Raw genomic sequence first — 18,404 nt, forward strand, 5'->3', positions numbered from 1 at the left:
CCGCTCAGAACGCGTCGGGGTGCAGGGTCGTGGCGATCTTCTCCACGGCCAGGTCGTTGCTGGGGCCGAGGTACATCGAGTCGGACAGCGTCACGTACGTGTTGTTCCTGGCGGCCGGCCACTGGGGGAACTCCTTGAGCAGCTTCTCGGCGTAGGCCGCCGGGTTCGGGTCGTGGTAGGCGATGACGACGACGGCGTCGACGTCGGCGGCGGCGACCTTCTCCTTGCTCAGGTCGGCGAAGGTGGTCCTGGAGGCGTCCGCGAAGGCGTTGACGGCACCGGCTCTGGCGAGGATGTCGTTGACGATGCCGTTGGAGACGACCGAGCTGAACTCGTTGGCGCCCATGGTCATGTGGGAGAAGAGCACCATGACCTCGGGCCGCTTCTCCCCCTCGACCTTCTCGGCGACGGTCGCGATGTTCTTCTCGGAGGCGGCGATCAACTTCTCCGCCCTGTCACCGACGTTGAAGATCTTCCCCATGTCGCGCAGCAGCCGATAGCTGTCGTCGAGAGTCATTTCGGAGGGTTCGTCGTCGCAACCCTGCGGGGAGACATAGCTGTTGGCGCCGATCTCGCTCAACTGCCCGCGGGTGGCGAAGCCGTTCTTCTGGTCGAAGCCGTACGAGGTGAGGGACAGGACGAGATCGGGGCGCAGACCGAACATGGCCTCGCGGGGGATGTCGTAGGCGTCGTTGAGCTTGATGTCACCGGTGGGCAGGGCCTTGACGGCGGCGGCGCGGCCGGGGACCTCGGACATGCCGTAGCTCTGCTGGTTGGCGACGATCCTGTCCTGGAGGCCGAGGGCGAGGAGCGTGGAGACCTCGGCGACGGAGGCGCCGTTCATGACGACGACCCGGCTGGGGGCCTTCTCGAAGGTCTCCTCGCGTCCGCAGTTGTCGAGCGTGACCGGGTAGCCGGCCTTCGAGGCCGCGGCCTCGCTGTCCTGACCGTCGGTCTCGTCGCCCTGTCCCGACGAGCCGCCGCATGCTGTCGTGAGCAGACAGAGGACTGCGGCCAGGGCGGTGGCGGCCGGCCGGTTGATCGGCATTCGGGCTCCTTGCGTACGGAGTGTTGTGGGAGGGTTCTGTTGCAGTAGTCGGGGCGAGGCGGCAGAGAGTTCCTGACACGTCCCGATACCTCATGGGCGACGGCCGCGCGGGCGACGTCACACTGCCTCCGCGGCGGCCAGGGCCGCAGGACGGCCTCCCCCGTTCGGACCTCCCCGGTCGCGTCGACGGACGACGGCGTCAACGCTGGGTACATGACAACATCGCCGGTCGGCAGCACGACGGTCGCCCTGACCAAGGGGGGCGCCTCGCTGGTGGACCTGCTCGTCGACGTTCCGGAGATGCGGATCGCCGTGACGGGCCCCCGGATGCTCATCGAGCATCTGGTCCTGGTCACCACCCTCTCCCCGTTCGACGGCTGCACCGCGCACCGCGTCCGGGAACTCGCCGACAACCTGGAGGGGGTCATCCACTGCGGCCTGGTCGGCACGCAGCCGGCCGAGATCGGCGTCGCCTCGAACCGTTCCGGCGTACTGCTCCAGATCGGCCTCGGCCCCGCGAGCATGTACCAGAGCGAGCTCGCCCTGCGGACGAAGACCGGTGAGACGCTCCGCGCCCTGGTCAGCCGCCTCCTGTCCGACGACCCCGCGCGCCCGTTCTTCGCGGGCCTCTTCGGCGTGCCGGCCACCGGACACCTCGAACACCGGCATCCGCCCGGCGACCAACCCGCTCAGCCCGGTCAGCCCGGTCAGCCCGGTCACGACCACGATGGCCACGATGGCCACGATGACCACGGCGATCACGACGATCACGGCGACCACAACACCCCTGGCGGCCACGGCGATCACCACGACCACCCGGGTGGAGGCAGCGGCCATGGACATCCGTAAGAGTGCCGTCGCCCTCACCGCCCAGGAGCGTGACCGGTTCCTGGAAGCCCTCGTCCGCCTCAAGCACCGGCCCGCCCCGCAAGGCCCCCCGGGCGTCAGCGTCTACGACCAGTTCGTCGCCCTGCACTCCGCGGTCATGACGGTCCTGCCGCCGGGATCTCCCCCGGACCAGCCGGTCAACTACGCCCACTGGAACATCGGCTTCTGCGCCTGGCACCGCCAGTACGTCCGCGAGTTCGAGAAGGCGCTCCAGGCCGAGGTCCCCGGCGTCACCGTGCCGTACTGGGACTGGACGGATCACCCGAGCGCCGTCGGCAAGCTGTTCACCGGCGACTTCCTGGGCTCCCTCGTCCCGGGCACCCCGAAGCCGCTGTCCGACAGCGTGCTGCGCAACCCGGTCCCACCGGCCCAACGTCCGCCCTGGTGGCCGACGGACATCCCGGCGGTGACGGGCTTCCCGATCCACCCCCTGCTGGAAGAGGGCTTCGGGACGCGGCTGGCCAGGGGACGGGGGGCGAAGACCTGGCCCCCAGCGAAGGCCCAGATCACCCAGCTCGAACGACTTGTCCGGCAGCACCCCGGCGTCCACCCGTTCTGGTACTTCTGGGCGGGCATCGAAGAAGGCTTCATGGGGGTGGACGCGCACGGCGCCCAGGTGTTCACGCCCACCCACAACACCGGACACAACTTCATCGGCGGCCACATGTCCGGTGGGTTCTCACCCAACGACCCCGTCTTCTGGCTCCACCACGCCAACGTCGACCGTTTGTGGGCCAACTGGCAGGCCGGCCGCCTCGCCGCCGTCCCGGGCTCCCAGCCGAAGGACCACTACCCTCCGCCGGGGCAGCTCTCGCCGTTCACCGACGAGGCACAGCCACCCGGCCACGGCCGGGACGACATGATGTGGCCCTGGGTGGGAGCGACACCGGGGTACGACACCGCCCAGACGCCCCAACTGAAGGCGCTCCTGCCCGACTTCTCCGCCGCCGCGGCCGTGACCGTACTTCAGGTGCTGGACACGCGGACCATGGACGCCGAGGGCTACCACTACGCCTGACACCCCACCGGACTCGGCTCAGACACGGGTTCGGCGGGCCGTTGAACCGCGCGGCCCGCGTCGGGCACCATCCACTCCGTGGACGCCTACCTCGAGACCGAACGCCTGACGCTGCGCCGCTTCACCGCCGACGACGCGGACCTGCTGATCGAGCTGGACAGTGACGCCGCGGTGATGCGCTATCTGACCGGGGGTGCGCCGACCGCCCCCGAGACGGTTCGCGAACGCCATCTGCCGAGAATCCTCGCCGGCTACGAGGAATGGGGCGGTGATCTCGGGCTGTTCGCCGCGCACGAGAGGGACGGTGGCGCGTTCATCGGCTGGTTCTGTCTGCGCCCGGGACCGCGGGGCCCGCTGGACGAGGCCGAACTCGGCTACCGGCTGCGGCAGTCGGCCTGGGGCAGGGGCTATGCCACCGAAGGCTCACGGGCCTTGCTGGCCAAGGCGTTCACCGAGCTCGGTCTGCGCATGGTCTGGGCCGAGACGATGGCCGTGAACCGCGGTTCGCGCAATGTCATGGAGAAGCTCGGGATGACCTTCACAGACGCCATCCCCACCCCGTCCGGCATGGAGCCGGTCGAGGGCTCCGAGCACGGGGGCGTGCGGTACGAGATCACGAAGGAGCGGTGGGAGCGGCGGTAGGCACGGGGGCGCCGTCGGTCCGGGCCTCGGTCGCACGCAGTACGGCCACCATGTCCTCGCCGCCGTGCCCCCGGGCCACGGTCTCGTCGAAGAGGGCGTGACAGACGTCGAGGAGCGGCGAGGCCAGCTTCGTCCTGCGGGCGGCCTCGGCGATCAGCCGGTTGTTCTTCAGCACGTCCGCGGCGCCCGCCTGGACTCCGAAGTCACGGTCCACCAGCTTGGCGCCCTTCACTCGGGAGACGGCGCTGGCCATCGGGCCGGCGTCCAGGACGTCCCGCAGCAGCCGCTGGTCGAGGCCGTGCCGGTCGGCGAAGTGGAACGCCTCGGTCAACCCGGTGACCAGGGTGATCAGGAAGAGGTTCACCGAGAACTTCATCAGCAGGGCGCCCGGTACCGGCCCGCAGTCGAACGTCTCGCGGCACAGCGGCGCGAGCAGCGGCCGTACGGTCGCCACCGCGTCCTGCTCCCCCGCGAGCATCCCGACCAACTCCCCCTGTTCCGCCGGGACTCGGGAGCCGGAGACCGGGGCCTCGACATAGCGTCCGCCCGCGCACCGGACCGCCTCCGCCAGGTCCGCCGAGTACTCGGCGGAGGTGGTGCCCATGTGGACGAGGGTGCGGTCGGCGACGCGCGCGGCGAAGGCCGCGGTACCGCGGCCGAGGACCTCGTCCATGGCGTCCTCGTCGGCCAGCATGAGGATCACGGTCCCCGCCCGCGCGAAGACCTCGGCGGCGGTGGCCGCGACGTCCGCTCCGGCGGCGCGCACGGGGTCGCACCGGCCCGGGGTGCGGTTCCAGACGACGAGGGGCGTCCCTGCGCGGGCGAGGTTGAGGGCCATGGGCTGCCCCATGACACCGAGGCCGACGAAACCGACGTACACCATGCACCACCACCCGCGGTCGGCGACGGACTGCGTGTCGCACACCCTCGACTATGACAGCGGTCATAGTAGCCGACGCCCTATGACCGTGGTCATAGGATGGCGGGCGGAAAGCTCGACTCAGGGAGGCCGAGGATGGTGGCGAAACGAGGGCCGCGCGAGCGGATGGTCTTCAGCGCGGCCCAGCTCATCCGGCGCGACGGGGTCGCCGCCACCGGTATGCGTGAGGTCGCCGCCCACGCCGAGGCGCCGCGCGGGTCGCTCCAGCACTATTTTCCGGGCGGCAAGGAACAGCTCGTCAACGAGGCGGTCGGCTGGGCGGGCCGGTACGCGGGCAACCGTGTCGCCCGCTTCCTCGCCGCGCTGCCGGAGCCGACGCCCGGCGGACTGTTCGCCGAGATGGTCCGCCAGTGGACCGACGAGTACGCACGCGCCGGCTTCGCGGGCGGCTGCCCCGTGGCCGCGGCCACGGTGGACTGCGCCGAGTCCACCGCGTCCACCCGGGAGGCGTCCGCCGCCGCGTTCGCCACCTGGTCCCGGCCGGTGGCGCGGGCCCTCGCGGACATGGGCGTACCCGAGGAACGGACCGGCGCGCTGGCCACGCTCATGATCAGCGCCCTGGAAGGGGCGATCCTCATGGCCCGGGCCGAACAGGACGTACGCGCCCTGACGACCGTGGCCCGCGAACTGGGCCCACTGCTCGACGCGGCGGTGGACGCGAACGCCGGACGCTCCTGACGGGGGTGGAGGCGGCGTCCTCGACAAGGGCGACCACCGCTTTCACCAGGGAACAACAGCGCCGTTTCCTGAGGCCGCAGTTGATGTCGGTGGCGGGACGACGGCCAGGCCTCCTGGCCACGCCGGACCTCGCCCGCCCCGCCGCACCACTCCGATCGGCTCGCCCGGCGCACACCGGCACCGCCCTCCGACCGGCACTCGGCCCGCCTCCGACCGGCGTTCAGTCCGCTCTCGGCGCCGCCGTGCTCGCACGGACCATCAGGCGGGTCGGCACGAGCGTCGTGCCGTGCGGCGTGGCGTCGTGGCGCATCTTGCGCAGCACCGCCTGTACACAGAGCCGGCCGACCTCGGCGAAGTCCTGGTGGACGGTCGTCAGGGGCGGCTGGAAGGACGACGCCTCGGCGATGTCGTCGAAGCCGATGACGCTGACGTCCTCGGGGACGCGGCGGCCACATTCGTGGAGGGCGCGCAGCAGGCCGAGGGCCATCTGGTCGTTGGCCGTGAAGACCGCCGTGCACTCCTCGCGCGCGGCCAGCTCCAGGCCTGCCCGGTAGCCGGACTCCGCCGACCAGTCGCCCCGCACCAGCGGCGGCACCGGTCGGCCTGCCTCGGTGAGCGTGGCCTGCCAGGCGTCCGTACGGCGCTGGGCGGCGTAGGAGTCCTCGGGACCGGCGAGGTGCCAGACCGTCTCGTGGCCGAGGCCGAGGAGATGCTCGACGGCGGTGCGAGTGCCGCCCGCCTGGTCGGTGTCGACGACCGTATACCGCTCGCCCGCGTCGGAGTCGGCGACGACCACCTGGACGTGGGGCGGGATGTTGATGGTGGCCGCGTCCAGGAGGTGCACCTCCATGATGACGATCACCGCGTCGACGGCGAGTTCCTCAAGGCGGGAGAAGGCACCGCGCACCTCGTCCTGGGTGGGGACGGTGGCCTGGAGCAGGGTCACCGCGTAGCCCTCGGCGGCCGCCGCGGTCGCGATCGCCTCCAGGGTGCGGACGTTGCCGGTGGTGGAGAGGGAGAAGGTGATCACGCCGAGGGTGCGGAACTCGCCGCGTTTGAGGGCGCGGGCGGCGCTGTTGGGGCGGTAGCCCAGCTCGCGCATGGCGGCGAGGACCTGCTGTCGGGTCTCCTCGTTGACGCCCGCATAGCCGTTCGACACGCGGGAGACGGTCTGCGAGGACACCCCGGCGAGCCGCGCCACGTCGGCCATCGAGACCGAGGGACGTGCCGGTCCGGCCGAGCGCCGTCCGCCGCTCACCGCCGGTGCGGGCACCCGCGGCGGCGAGCCGTGCGTCGCGTCCATTTTCAACCCCCTGCCTCTCCTTGCATCGCTTTGATCACGATCCTCCAGGGGGACCCTTGACCTCTGTCAGCGGAGGAGTGTAGACATGCCGCCATCGGATGTTTACGTAAACATAACAGCTCAGGTCAGTTTTTCCGCTGCTCGATGTTTGCGTAAACATCACGGCCGCTCCACACGGGAAACCGCTGGGGAGCGCGGGTTCCATGAGTGAACGAGCGAGGAACGATCATGACAACGTTGCAACCGCCGGCCGCCGCCGAGCCGCGCCCGGCACCGCCTCCGGCGAAACGGGACCGACGCTCCTGGACGGGGTGGGGGTTCATCGGCCCGTTCGTGGCGGTCTTCGCACTGGTCTTCCTCGCACCCATCGCGTACTCGATCTACCTGAGTCTCTTCCGCAACCAGCTCATCGGCGGCAACCAGTTCGTCGGCCTGGACAACTACACCCAGGCCCTCAAGGACGACCAGTTCTGGCAGGCCGTCGGCCGGGTGGCGCTCTTCCTGGCCATCCAGGTGCCGATCATGCTCGGCATCGCCCTGCTGGTGGCGCTGGCGCTGGACAGCGGCCGGCTCTACGGCAAGAGCTTCTTCCGCATCACGATCTTCCTGCCGTACGCCGTGCCCGCCGTGGTCGCCACCCTGATGTGGGGCTTCATGTACGGCACCAAGTACGGCCTGGTCGGCGACATCAACGAGGCGTTCGGTACCTCGCTGCCCGACCTGCTCTCCCCCGACTGGGTGCTCGCCTCCATCGGCAACATCGTGACCTGGGAGTTCGTCGGCTACAACATGCTGATCTTCTACTCGGCGCTGCGCGTCATCCCGACCTCGCTGTACGAGGCGGCGGAGATCGACGGCGCGGGTCAGTGGCGGATCATCAGCTCGATCAAGCTGCCCGCGATCCGGGGCGCGATCGTCATCGCCACGATCTTCTCGATCATCGGCAGCTTCCAGCTCTTCAACGAGCCGAACATCCTGCGCCCGCTGGCACGCAACGCCATCACCACCGACTACACGCCGAACTTCTACACGTACTCGCTGTCCTTCAACGGCCAGCAGCACAACTACTCCGCGACGGTGGCCATCATCATGGGCGTCCTCACGATGATCGTCGCCTACGCCGTCCAGCTGCGCGGCATGCGCAAGGGAGCGTGACCCGATGAGCACCTCTGTCGCCGCTCCCCCCACCAAGAGCGCCTCCCCGCTGCGCACCCCGCGCAAGAAGCACAACCCGGGCAAGCCGAAGCGCAGCCTGCTGCTCACGGGACTCATGGCCCTGATGGTCCTGTACACCGTGGCGCCGCTGATCTGGCTGGTCATCAACTCCACCAAGACGCAGGCGGGGCTGGGCGCCTCCAACGGACTGTGGTTCGCCCATGACTTCGCCCTGTGGGACAACATCCGGACCACGTTCACCTACCACGACGGCATCTTCGTCCGCTGGCTGCTGAACACCCTGCTGTACGTGGTGCTCGGCGCCGGCGGCGCGACGCTCCTCGCGGTGCTGGGCGGATACGCGCTGGCGAAGTTCGACTTCCCCGGCAAGCGCGGGATCTTCGCCGTCGTCATCGGCGCGGTGGCCGTGCCGGGTACGGCCCTCGCCGTGCCGACCTTCCTGATGTTCAGCAAGATGGGTCTCACCGACACCCCCTGGGCGGTGATCATCCCGTCGCTGGTCTCGCCGTTCGGCCTCTATCTGATGTGGGTGTTCGCCGCCGAGGCGATCCCGACCGAGCTGCTGGAAGCGGCCCGGATGGACGGGGCGAACGAGGTCCGCACCTTCTTCCAGGTCGCGCTGCCGCTGCTGGCCCCGGGGATCGTGACCGTGCTGCTGTTCACCACGGTCGCCACCTGGAACAACTACTTCCTTCCGCTGATCATGCTGAAGGACCCGGACTGGTACCCGCTGACCCTGGGGCTCAGCGCCTGGAACTCCCAGGCCGAGACCATCGGCGGTGACGTGATCTTCAACCTGGTCATCACCGGCTCCCTCATCACGATCATCCCCCTGATCGCCGCCTTCCTGTTCCTCCAGAAGTACTGGCAGTCCGGCCTCGCCGCCGGAAGCGTCAAGGAGTGACACCGCGGGCGCGCCCAAGCCCCCCAATGAAGCACCACCACCCTCACCTGTCCCACCCACGAAGAAGTGGAAGCACCTCCATGCGCAGAACAACGAGCCGCATCCTGCGCGGCATCGCCCTCGTCTCCACCCTCGCCCTGGGCGTCACCGCCTGCGGCGGCTCGGACGACGACTCCGACACCAAGGCCGTCTCCGCCGCCGACATCAAGGCGGCCCTGAACAAGGGCGGCTCCATCACGGTCTGGGCCTGGGAGCCCACCCTGAAGACCGTGGCCGCCGACTTCCAGAAGAAGTACCCGAAGGTCAAGGTCAACCTGGTCAGCGAGCGCTCCGGCGACAAGCACTACACCGCGCTGTCCAACGCGATCTCGGCCGGCAAGGGCGTCCCGGACGTCGCCCAGGTCGAGTACTTCGCGCTCGGCCAGTACTCCCTCACCAAGGGCCTGACCGACCTGGCCCCCTACGGCGCCGACAAGCTCGCCTCCAAGTACACGGCCGGTCCGTGGAACGCGGTCAGCGACGGCGACAAGGTGTACGGCCTGCCGATGGACTCGGGCCCGATGGCGCTGTTCTACAACAAGAAGGTCTTCGACAAGTACAAGATCGCCGTCCCGACCACCTGGGACGAGTACCTCGACGCGGCCCGCAAGCTCCACAAGGCCGACCCGAAGGTCTACATCGCCAACGACGCCGGTGACGCGGGCTTCACCACCTCCATGCTGTGGCAGGCCGGTTCGCGCCCGTACAAGGTCGAGGGCACCAAGGTCGGCATCAACTTCGACGACGCGGGCGCCAAGAAGTTCGAGACCGTCTGGCAGAAGCTGATCGACGAGAAGCTGCTCGCCCCGATCAATGGCTGGACCGACGACTGGTACAAGGGCCTCGGCGACGGCAGCATCGCCACCCTGGCCAGCGGTGCCTGGATGCCCGCCAACTTCGAGACCGGTGTCCCGGGCGCCAAGGGCCAGTGGCGCGCCGCCGCCCTCCCGGCCTGGACCAAGGGTGACAAGGCGAGCGCGGAGAACGGCGGCTCCTCGCTGACCGTCCCGGCGCTGGCCAAGAACAAGGAACTCGCCTACGCCTTCACCGAGTACGCCAACTCCGGCGCCGGTGTCGCCACCCGTGTCTCCGAGGGCGCCTTCCCCGCCACCAAGGCGGAGCTGGAAGCCCCCGCCTTCCAGAGCAAGAAGTTCGACTACTTCGACGGCCAGGAGGCGAACAAGATCTTCGCCGAGTCCGCGGCGAACGTGGCGAGCGACTGGTCGTACCTGCCGTTCCAGCAGTACGCCAACTCGATCTTCAACGACACCGTCGGCAAGGCGTACGTCTCCAGCACCACGCTGGCCGACGGCCTGAAGGCCTGGCAGGACGCCTCCGTCAAGTACGGCGAGGAGCAGGGCTTCACCATCGAGAAGTAGTTCTCGCGGAAGCCGAGAAGCACTTCTCGCGGAAGCAACGAACGCCGGGCGGCGCGGCTCCCGGGCCGCGCCGCCCCCGTGCACCACCCCTTCGGAAGGACCGCCATGATCTCCACCCTCCACTCCCGCAGAAGCGGGGCGGACGGTGACCTCACCCCGCGTCTCGCCTTCGGCGCCGACTACAACCCCGAGCAGTGGCCCCGGGAGGTGTGGGAGGAGGACGTCCGGCTGATGCGCGAGGCCGGTGTCAACGTCGTCTCGGTGGCGATCTTCTCCTGGGCACGTCTGCAACCGACCGCCGACACCTGGGACTTCGGCTGGCTCGACGAGGTCATGGACCTGCTGCACGCGGGCGGCATAGGCGTCGACCTGGCGACCGCCACCGCCTCCCCGCCGCCGTGGCTGACCACCGCCCACCCGGAGATCCTGCCGGTCACCGCGACCGGCGAGACCCTGTGGCCGGGCGCCCGCCAGCACTGGCGGCCCACCTCGCCCGTCTTCCGTGAGCACGCCCTGCGCCTGGTCCGCGCGATGGCCGACCGTTACGCCGACCATCCTGCGCTGGTCGCCTGGCACGTCTCCAACGAGCTGGGCTGCCACAACGTCTACGACTACTCCGACGACGCGGCCCACGCCTTCCGTGACTGGCTGCGCGCCCGCTACGGCACCCTTGAGGCCCTCAACCACGCCTGGGGAACGGCCTTTTGGTCGCAGCGCTACAGCGCCTGGGAGCAGATCCTGCCCCCGCGTCTGGCGGCCTCGCACCCGAACCCGACCCAGCAGCTGGACTTCAAGCGCTTCTCCTCCGACGCCCTCAAGGACTACCTGCGCGCCGAGCGGGACCTGTTGAAGGAGATCACCCCGGACGTCCCGGTCACCACCAACTTCATGGTGATGGGCGAGACGAAGGGCATGAACTACGCGGACTGGGCCGAGGAGATCGACTTCGTCTCCAACGACCACTACGTCCACCCCGGCCCGCAGTCCCGCGACGAGCTGTCCTTCTCCGCGAACCTCACCAGCGGCATCGCGGGCGGCCGGCCCTGGTTCCTGATGGAGCACTCCACCAGCGCCGTCAACTGGCAGCCGGTGAACGTGGCGAAGCGGCCGGGCGAGCTGGCCCGGGACTCCCTGCTGCACGTGGCGCACGGCGCGGACGCCGTCTGTTACTTCCAGTGGCGGCAGTCGGCGGCGGGCGCCGAGAAGTACCACTCGGCGATGGTCCCGCACGCCGGCGCCGACAGCGAGCTGTTCCGCGCGGTGGCCGAACTCGGCGCCACCCTCAAGACCCTGGCCCCGGTGGCCGGTTCGCACCGGGAGAGCGCCAAGGTCGGGATCGTCTTCGACTGGGACTCCTGGTGGGCCAGCGAGCAGGACTCCCACCCCACCTCCCTGCTCAACTACCGCCAGGAGGGCCTGGACTGGTACTCAGCGCTGCTCGCGCTCGGTGTGCGCGCCGACCTGATCACCACCAAGAGCGACTTCGCCCGCTACGACGTGCTGATCACGCCCGTCCTGCATGTGATGCCGACGGAGCTCGCCAAGGAGCTGACCCGCTACGCTGAGCAGGGCGGCCACCTCGTCACGACCTACTTCTCCGGCGTCGTCGACCAGAACGACCATGTGTGGCTGGGCGGTTACCCCGGCGCGCTGCGCGAGCTGCTCGGCATCCGCGTCGAGGAGTTCGGCCCGCTGCTCGCCGACGAGTCGGTGTCCCTGGACGACGGCTCGACCGGCACGCTGTGGACCGACCGCATCACCCTGGCCGACGACCGGACCGAGGTCCTCGCCCGCTACGACTCCGGCAACCAGACCGGGCGGCCGGCCGTGACCCGCCGTACCGCGGCGGCCGGTTCGGCGTCGTACGTCTCCACGCGCCTCGGCGTCGAGGGGCTCACCGCGCTGCTGCCGCGCCTGCTCGCGCCGGCCGGCGTGACGAGCGAACTCCCGGCCGAAGCACGCGGACGCGTCGAACTGACCGTCCGCAAGGACGCCGCGGCGAGGTTCCTGTTCCTGGTGAACCGGACCGACGACACGGTGCCGCTGCCCGGTTTCACCGGCGAGGTGCTGTACGGCACGACCGGCGACGACGGGCTCGTCCTCGGGCCGCGCGAGGTCGCCGTGGTGCGCCGACCGCTCGTCTGACCCACCCCCCACCTCTGTCCCCCGGGCGGCACATGGCCCGCCCGGGGGCACACCCCTCCCCGTGTGTCCGGCGGGAGGGACCACCGCAGCGTTTCCACCTATGAAGCTGGGAGCACACGATGGCAGGACTCACCCGCAGCAGACGGCTCCTCGGAGCCGCCTCCATGACCGCGCTCACGACCGGAGCGGCACTCCTCTCCGTCCCCGCACCCCTCGCCCAGGCCGACACGGCCACCGCGTCGGTCACCGTCCAGCCCGATCCGTCGTACAAGCAGGACCAGTTCGAGGGCTGGGGCACCAGCCTGGTCTGGTTCGCCAACGCCACCGGCGACTACCCGAAGGAGATCCGCGAGAAGCTCGCCGATCTGCTCTTCGGCGACGACGGGCTTGCGCTGAACATCGCGCGCTACAACATCGGCGGCGGCAACGCCCCCGACGTGAAGGACTACCTGCGCGCCGGTGGCGCGGTCGAGGGCTGGTGGAAGGCTCCGCAGGGCACGACCCGCGCCGACACCGACTGGTGGAGCGCCGACGACCCCGCCGACTGGAACCCCGACGCGGACGCCACACAGCGCTGGTGGGTCGACCACATCAAGAACGACATCGACCACTGGGAGACGTTCTCGAACTCCCCGCCGTGGTTCATGACCGAGAGCGGCTATGTCTCGGGCGGGTTCAACTCCAGCGCCGAGCAGCTGAAGGAGAGTTCGGTCGGTGACTTCGCCGCCTACCTCGCCGGGGCGACCAAGCGGCTGGAGAAGTCCGAGGACATCAAGGTCGACACCGTCGACCCGTTCAACGAGCCCAACACCGGCTACTGGGGCACCCGTCTGGACGCGAACGGCCAGCCGGTGGGCGGCCGTCAGGAGGGTGCGCACATCGGACCCGCCATGCAGGAGAAGGTGCTGGCCGCGCTGACACCCGCACTGAAGAAGGCCAAGGTCAAGGCCGACATATCGGCGATGGACGAGACCAACCCCGGTCTGTTCGCGACGAACTGGAACTCCTACTCCCAGGCGTCCAAGGACCTCGTCGGCCAGATGAACGTCCACACCTACGGCACCGGTCAGCGCACCACCGTCCGTGACCTGGCCAAGGCGGCCGACAAGCCGCTGTGGATGAGCGAGGTCGAGGGCGACTGGGGCGACGGGCAGAGCTTCACCGACATGCGCCCCGGCCTGGGCCTCGCCCAGCAGATGGTGAACGACCTGCGTGAACTGGAGCCCAAGGCCTGGGTGTTCTGGCAGCCGGTCGAGGACTACGACAACATGAAGCCGGGCGGCGAGTCCGCCAAGGGCGGCAACTGGGGTTCCATCCAGCTGCCGTTCAGCTGCACGTCGGCCGACACCCTCCAGTCCTGCCCGATCTACACGAACACGAAGTTCGACACGGCCCGCAACTTCACGCACTTCATCAAGCCCGGCGACAGCCTGATCAAGGTGGACGACACCTCCAGCGCCGCCGCGGTGACCAAGGACGGCAAGGGCGCCTCGCTGGTCCACGTCAACTCCACGACCGCGCCCCGCGCGGTGACGATCGACCTGTCGAAGTTCGAGAAGATCAAGCGCAACGCGACCGTCACCCCGACGGTGACCGACGCGGCCGGCAAGCTGGTGCGGCAGGCCCCGGTCGACGTCGTGGACGGCAAGGCGACGTTCACCGTCCCCGCACAGTCCGTGACCTCGTTCGCCGTCAAGGGCGTCTCCGGTGTCGCGAAGGACGCGAGCCTGTTCAGCAAGGGCGCGTCCTACACGCTGACCGGTGTGCAGAGCGGCAAGGCGGTGACCGTGGGCGCGAACGGCACCAACCTCACCATCAACTCGGCGAACGGCACGGTCGCGCAGCAGTGGCGCCTTGAGGCGAAGTACGGCGAGAAGGGCAGCAACCGCGCCCGCTACGTCTTCGCCAACCCTGCCGAGGGCAAGCGGCTCGCCGTACGGGACAACGTGCCGGTGATCGAGCCCGACACCGGCGACCGGGACCCGGCGACCGAGTGGATCCTGTCCACCACGGGCGACGGCACCTGGACGCTGGTGAACCAGGCGACCGGACGGCTCCTGGAGGTCGGCGGCCAGGCGACGAACGAGGGGGCGGCCGTCACGACGTGGCAGGCCAACTCCGGTTCCAACCAGAGGTGGCGGATCACCGAGGTGAGCTGACCGGACGGCGGACACCGTTCAGGACAGACGCCCGGCCGGGCTCCCCGGCCGGGCGTTCTCCATGTGCCGGGGTCGGTGGTGCCGGTTGGGGATGCCCCTGGCTCCCATGCCGCGCCCCTATGCCGTGCTCTTCAGGCGGAAGCGCTCATGGGGCTCGCCGCGGCCCGTGGCGAGGTCGGCGGCCATCGCGCCGATGAGCGGCGTGAACTTGGCGCCCTGGCCGGAGCAGGGAGAGACGATGACGAGGGGGCCGTGCCGGTCGAGAACGAAGTCGTCGTCAGGGGCGGTGGTGTAGAGGCAGGTGGCCTCCGCTACCGGGTCGGGGTCCAGGCCCGGGAGCCGGTCACGGACGAACTCGCTGACGCGGGTGCGCGACGACGGGTCGACGACTCCGGTCCGGGAACTGGCCGTCGTGGGAGTGCCCCGGTCGTGCTCGGCGACCTTCACGGCGGGCCGTGCCCCTCCGTCGCTGCCGGACGGCAGTCCGTACGTCTGCATCGTCTCGTCCCCGAACACCAAGGTCGGCCACTCGAGCGAGGGGTCCCGCTGCCGGAAGTGGAAGACCTGCTGCTGGGTCACCTTCAACGGCGGCAGCGTGACCGGCAGGTCCAGCTCGGGCAGCCAGGCTCCGGCGGCGATCACCACGGTGTCGGCGGTCAGCGCCCGCCCGTCGTCCGTACGCAGGCGCACCTTCTCCCGCACCTCGAAGCCCGTGACCCGGACGCCGGTCCACGCCTTTGCCCCGTGCTCGACGGCCCGGCGCACACACGCCGCGACCGTCGCGTCGGCATCGACCACTCCGGCATCCGGGTGGTACAGCACCGGCCCGTCGAAGCGGACGTACGGCCAGCGCTCCGACGCGTCCCGGGCGGACAGGACCTCGTGCGGCACCCCGGCCTCGCCCAGCACCCGGGCCAGGCCCCGCGGGTCGCGGCCCGCCCCGAAGTCGAGGCCGCCGGTCGTCCGCAGCAAGGGGGTCGAGCTGTCCCGCTCCAGCTCGCGCCATTGTTCGTACGCCTGTCCGGTCAGCCGCACATACAGGTCCTCGGCGTAGGCGCGCCGGAAGATCCGTGAGCTGCCGTGCGAACTCCCCCGCCGGTGACCGATGCCGTACGCCTCGATCAGGGTGACCTGGTGGCCGCGACGGGCCAGGTGCCAGGCGGTGGCCGCGCCCATCAGACCGGCACCCACGACGGCGATCAAAGTCCCTCCCCAGGAGCGGAGTTCGTGCCCGTGAGCGGCACATGTGCCATGCCCGAGGACTCTACCGTCAGGGCGATCGGGTCCCGGGAGTCGTGCCCGCGTCCCGTGCCGACGGCCGGCCGTTCGCTCCAGCAGGAAAGGTGCCGGAAATGCGCTTATTCTGCACTTATGGCCACTACACGTGCCCGGCCCATCGCCCTGGCGATCATCCTCGGTCTCGTGGCAGTGCTCGGGATCGTCTGGTTGGTCAGATCGGCGACCACGGACGGCGAGAACGCCGCTGACAAAGGAACGGTCAGCTCCGCGTCCGCCTCCAACGGCAACGGCAACGGCAACGGCAACGGCAACGATCCCGACCCGGACGGCGGCATCAGGGGCACCGATCCCGGCACGGGCTCCGGTACCGATCGCCAGGACGACGGGAGCTCCAGCTCCACGTCCGCCTCGCAGGGCACCTCGGCCACGGGCAGCAGCACGCCGGGCGGCGAGACGCACAAGAGCGGTCGCCGGTCCATCCATGTCAGCGGGGTCCGCCTCAACGGCAACGGCGACCGCGACGGCTGCGCGACCATCATCAACAAGACGAGCAGACCCCTGACCGTCAAGAGTGTCTCCTTCGCCGTGTCCAAAGGCCCGGCCAAACCGGCTGTCAGCTCCGACAACGCGGCGCACTGTTCGGGCGACAACCCCACGTGCCTCGGGGCCACGGTGCAAGAGGGAGACCAGTGCGACGCGGGGGCCGTCCTCCCGCCCGGCGTCCCGAACGGCACGTACAAGATCACCACAACGGTCGACTTCACCTGTGTGTGCGTGGACCCCGAGAACGATCCGTGCGACAAAGTGACGGACTGGGGCGGTCCGCCGCCGACGCCCCAGTATCCGTTGACGATCAGTGGTCCTGCCGCAGCCCCCGGGGTGTCGATCACAGTGGGAGAGGAACCGGAGGAGGAGGACACTCCGGCCCCGGACACCCCTGAGGACGTCCCGGACTCGCCCGACAGCGTGGCCCCCGAGGACGAGCAGCCTCAGCCCGACGCAGCCGACGTGCCCAATGCCATTGCCCAGGAGCAAGGCTGATGGCCGCGGAGACTTCGCCGCCGGAACCGCCGCCCCCGCCACCCGCACCGCCCGTAGCGGAACCGGAGGAGGAACCCGAGTCCGCCGCCGACCAGCTCCCCGTCTCGACCCGCGTCCGGAAACTGGCGGAGGCGATCGGCCCGACGACCCTGGCCACCGCGCTGCTCGTCTACTTCGGCTACGTCGCCACCCGCGCGCGCTACGAGTACTTCGGCGTCCCCCTGGACATGACGGGGCTGTCCAACCAGGACTTGATGCTCCAAGGCCTGGAAGTGGTGTATGTGCCGGCCGCCTTGATGTTCCTCGGCATCCTGACGTGCGTCGGCATCCACGCCTTCGTCAAATGGCTGCTCGCCCACGACACGGGCAGCGGCGTCTCCACCAACCGGGCCCTGCTGGCGTACCTCATCATCCTCATCGGCATGCTGCTCATCGCCCGAGCCCTGATCGGCATGTTCCACCCGGACTCCAACACCAGTGTCGTCATCGGTGCCACGCCCTTGTCATTGGCGATCGGGCCGGCGGCGGTGGCGTACGGCGTCTGGGTCTACGCGCAACAGCGCGGCCGGCCCCTGCTGTCGCAGCGGCTGGCACGCAACGGGGCACTAGCCGCGGTGGGGTTGTTCATCGCCGGGCTGTTCTGGGCCTCGACGCAGCTGGCCTGGGCGTACGGCACGGGACGCGGCGAGGAGGACGCGGCCGAGCTGGTGGACCGCCCGGAAGTCGTCATCGACACCAAGGATCCGCTCGACGGCCTGCCCACCGGCGTCACGGAGACCCCGCTCGATGCGAAGGGGAAGGACGCCGGGGCGTACCACCACCGCTACGCGGGCTTCCGGCTGTTGCTGTCGTCCGGCGGACGGCTGTTCCTGGTCACTCCGGACTGGATGCTCGGCCGGGACCGGACGGTCGTCCTCCCCTACGGGGACGACGTCCGGGTGCAGCTTCTGCCGCAGCCCTGAGAAGGGAACCGGTTCGTCCGGCAGCATCCGCCGGGCGTCCGCGCTAACGTCCAAGACAAGCGTAGGGAGCGGTGCGATGGACCTGTTGCCGGTCGAGATCAAGGTCAACATCGAGAGCGACGTGGCGGCGGCTCTGTCCGCCCTCGGCGGGTCGCACGGGGTACGGACCACCCGTCGGATCTGGTTCGCCGAGGACCGGGACGGCGTCGCCGAGCGCCGGATCCCGCTGCTGGAGGCCGGGGTGATCGTGCGGTTCAGGCTCGGTGGCGATGCGGACGATCTGACGGTCAAGCTGCGGCCGTGCATGAGCAAGCAGTTGGTCGGCCGCTTCTCCGACCCGTTCGACGCGGACTCCTTCACGTACAAGATCGAGGAGGACTGGTCGGCGGACCGCCAGGTACTGGCCGCCTCCCTGGTGCACGACCATCCGCCGGGTGCGCTGTCGGACGCGGTGGCTCCCGGCGGCGACCCCGCCGCGTCGGTCGACGCGGTGCAGCACCAGTTCCTGCACACCTGCGCACCCGCCGTCCCCTTCGACGGGCTGGTCGCGCTGGGACCGATCCTCGCGACCAAGGTCGAGGACGTTCCGCTGGACGACCTGAAGGTGAACCTGGAGGCGTGGTCGGTCGCCGGTCTGGACTTCCTGGAGGCCTCGATCCGGGTCAAGCCCAAGGACACGGACGACGCCGAGGAGCTCGCCAAGCGGGCCGAGCGCAAGCAGCGCGAGCTGGAGGACGCGGTACGGGCCCGCGGGGTGGCGCTCTCCGAACACACCGAGAACAAGACCCGCCGCGTCCTCACCGCGCTGGTGAGGGCCATGCACAACTGAAGCCGTACGCCGGT

General features: G+C 69.8%; 16 protein-coding genes. 12 read left to right on the forward strand and 4 right to left on the reverse strand.

Features of this window, described 5'->3' with window-relative positions; genetic code table 11:
• Positions 1 to 4: 4 nt before the first annotated feature.
• Entirely contained in the window at positions 5 to 1,048 is a 1,044-nt protein-coding gene (locus OG866_RS02455) for an ABC transporter substrate-binding protein (protein WP_329331625.1), read from the reverse strand.
• Positions 1,049 to 1,261: 213 nt separating this feature from the next.
• Between OG866_RS02455 and OG866_RS02460 the strand changes: the two genes are divergently transcribed.
• The 3 genes from OG866_RS02460 to OG866_RS02470 all read left to right on the forward strand — a co-directional run bounded on the left by OG866_RS02460 (position 1,262) and on the right by OG866_RS02470 (position 3,596).
• Positions 1,262 to 1,897 carry a hypothetical protein gene (locus OG866_RS02460; RefSeq protein WP_329331627.1) on the forward strand — a complete coding sequence of 212 codons (636 nt, stop codon included), beginning with the start codon at positions 1,262 to 1,264 and terminating at the stop codon, positions 1,895 to 1,897.
• On the forward strand, positions 1,794 to 2,954 hold the full coding sequence (locus tag OG866_RS02465) for a tyrosinase family protein (RefSeq protein WP_329331629.1): 1,161 nt from the start codon (positions 1,794 to 1,796) through the stop codon (positions 2,952 to 2,954). The genes OG866_RS02460 and OG866_RS02465 overlap by 104 nt, the downstream gene beginning before the upstream one ends.
• Before the next feature lie 78 nt (positions 2,955 to 3,032).
• Positions 3,033 to 3,596 (forward strand): GNAT family N-acetyltransferase, encoded by a 564-nt coding sequence (locus tag OG866_RS02470; RefSeq protein ID WP_329331631.1) that lies wholly within the window; start codon positions 3,033 to 3,035, stop codon positions 3,594 to 3,596.
• Here the strand turns inward: OG866_RS02470 and OG866_RS02475 are convergent.
• Positions 3,568 to 4,479: an NAD(P)-dependent oxidoreductase gene (locus OG866_RS02475; protein WP_329331633.1), complete on the reverse strand. Its 912-nt coding sequence runs from the start codon at positions 4,477 to 4,479 to the stop codon at positions 3,568 to 3,570. The two genes, OG866_RS02470 and OG866_RS02475, sit on opposite strands and share 29 nt — an antisense overlap.
• A gap of 132 nt (positions 4,480 to 4,611) precedes the next feature.
• Here OG866_RS02475 and OG866_RS02480 point away from each other — a divergent pair, with 132 nt between their 5' ends.
• Positions 4,612 to 5,214 (forward strand): TetR/AcrR family transcriptional regulator, encoded by a 603-nt coding sequence (locus OG866_RS02480; protein WP_329331635.1) that lies wholly within the window; start codon positions 4,612 to 4,614, stop codon positions 5,212 to 5,214.
• 220 nt (positions 5,215 to 5,434) lie between these two features.
• Here OG866_RS02480 and OG866_RS02485 read toward each other — a convergent pair whose 3' ends face one another.
• The gene (locus tag OG866_RS02485) at positions 5,435 to 6,517 is read right to left on the reverse strand and encodes a LacI family DNA-binding transcriptional regulator (protein WP_443063490.1); all 1,083 of its coding nucleotides are present in this window, start codon (positions 6,515 to 6,517) and stop codon (positions 5,435 to 5,437) included.
• A 228-nt stretch (positions 6,518 to 6,745) separates the two neighbouring features.
• Between OG866_RS02485 and OG866_RS02490 the strand changes: the two genes are divergently transcribed.
• From OG866_RS02490 to OG866_RS02510, 5 genes are all read left to right on the forward strand, one after another.
• The gene (locus tag OG866_RS02490) at positions 6,746 to 7,672 is read left to right on the forward strand and encodes a carbohydrate ABC transporter permease (protein ID WP_329331637.1); all 927 of its coding nucleotides are present in this window, start codon (positions 6,746 to 6,748) and stop codon (positions 7,670 to 7,672) included.
• A 4-nt stretch (positions 7,673 to 7,676) separates the two neighbouring features.
• Positions 7,677 to 8,597 carry a carbohydrate ABC transporter permease gene (locus OG866_RS02495; protein ID WP_329331639.1) on the forward strand — a complete coding sequence of 307 codons (921 nt, stop codon included), beginning with the start codon at positions 7,677 to 7,679 and terminating at the stop codon, positions 8,595 to 8,597.
• 80 nt (positions 8,598 to 8,677) lie between these two features.
• Complete coding sequence (locus OG866_RS02500; RefSeq protein ID WP_329331641.1) at positions 8,678 to 10,015, forward strand: ABC transporter substrate-binding protein; 1,338 nt, start codon at positions 8,678 to 8,680, stop codon at positions 10,013 to 10,015.
• 105 nt (positions 10,016 to 10,120) lie between these two features.
• On the forward strand, positions 10,121 to 12,160 hold the full coding sequence (locus tag OG866_RS02505) for a beta-galactosidase (protein WP_329331643.1): 2,040 nt from the start codon (positions 10,121 to 10,123) through the stop codon (positions 12,158 to 12,160).
• Positions 12,161 to 12,279: 119 nt separating this feature from the next.
• Positions 12,280 to 14,319, forward strand: a complete 2,040-nt coding sequence (locus tag OG866_RS02510) for an RICIN domain-containing protein (protein ID WP_329331645.1) — start codon at positions 12,280 to 12,282, stop codon at positions 14,317 to 14,319.
• A 117-nt stretch (positions 14,320 to 14,436) separates the two neighbouring features.
• Here OG866_RS02510 and OG866_RS02515 read toward each other — a convergent pair whose 3' ends face one another.
• A complete protein-coding gene (locus OG866_RS02515) occupies positions 14,437 to 15,522 on the reverse strand; it encodes an FAD-dependent oxidoreductase (RefSeq protein ID WP_329331648.1) in 1,086 nt (361 codons plus the stop codon).
• Between the two features lie 168 nt (positions 15,523 to 15,690).
• Between OG866_RS02515 and OG866_RS02520 the strand changes: the two genes are divergently transcribed.
• From OG866_RS02520 to OG866_RS02530, 3 genes are all read left to right on the forward strand, one after another.
• Positions 15,691 to 16,599 carry a hypothetical protein gene (locus OG866_RS02520; protein WP_329331650.1) on the forward strand — a complete coding sequence of 303 codons (909 nt, stop codon included), beginning with the start codon at positions 15,691 to 15,693 and terminating at the stop codon, positions 16,597 to 16,599.
• A complete protein-coding gene (locus OG866_RS02525; protein ID WP_329331652.1) occupies positions 16,599 to 17,561 on the forward strand; it encodes a hypothetical protein in 963 nt (320 codons plus the stop codon). Before OG866_RS02520 ends, OG866_RS02525 begins: the two co-directional genes overlap by 1 nt.
• Positions 17,562 to 17,637: 76 nt before the next feature.
• On the forward strand, positions 17,638 to 18,390 hold the full coding sequence (locus OG866_RS02530; protein ID WP_329331654.1) for a hypothetical protein: 753 nt from the start codon (positions 17,638 to 17,640) through the stop codon (positions 18,388 to 18,390).
• Positions 18,391 to 18,404 lie beyond the last annotated feature (14 nt).

The organism is Streptomyces sp. NBC_00663, assembly GCF_036226885.1.
Taxonomy (GTDB): Bacteria; Actinomycetota; Actinomycetes; order Streptomycetales; family Streptomycetaceae; genus Streptomyces.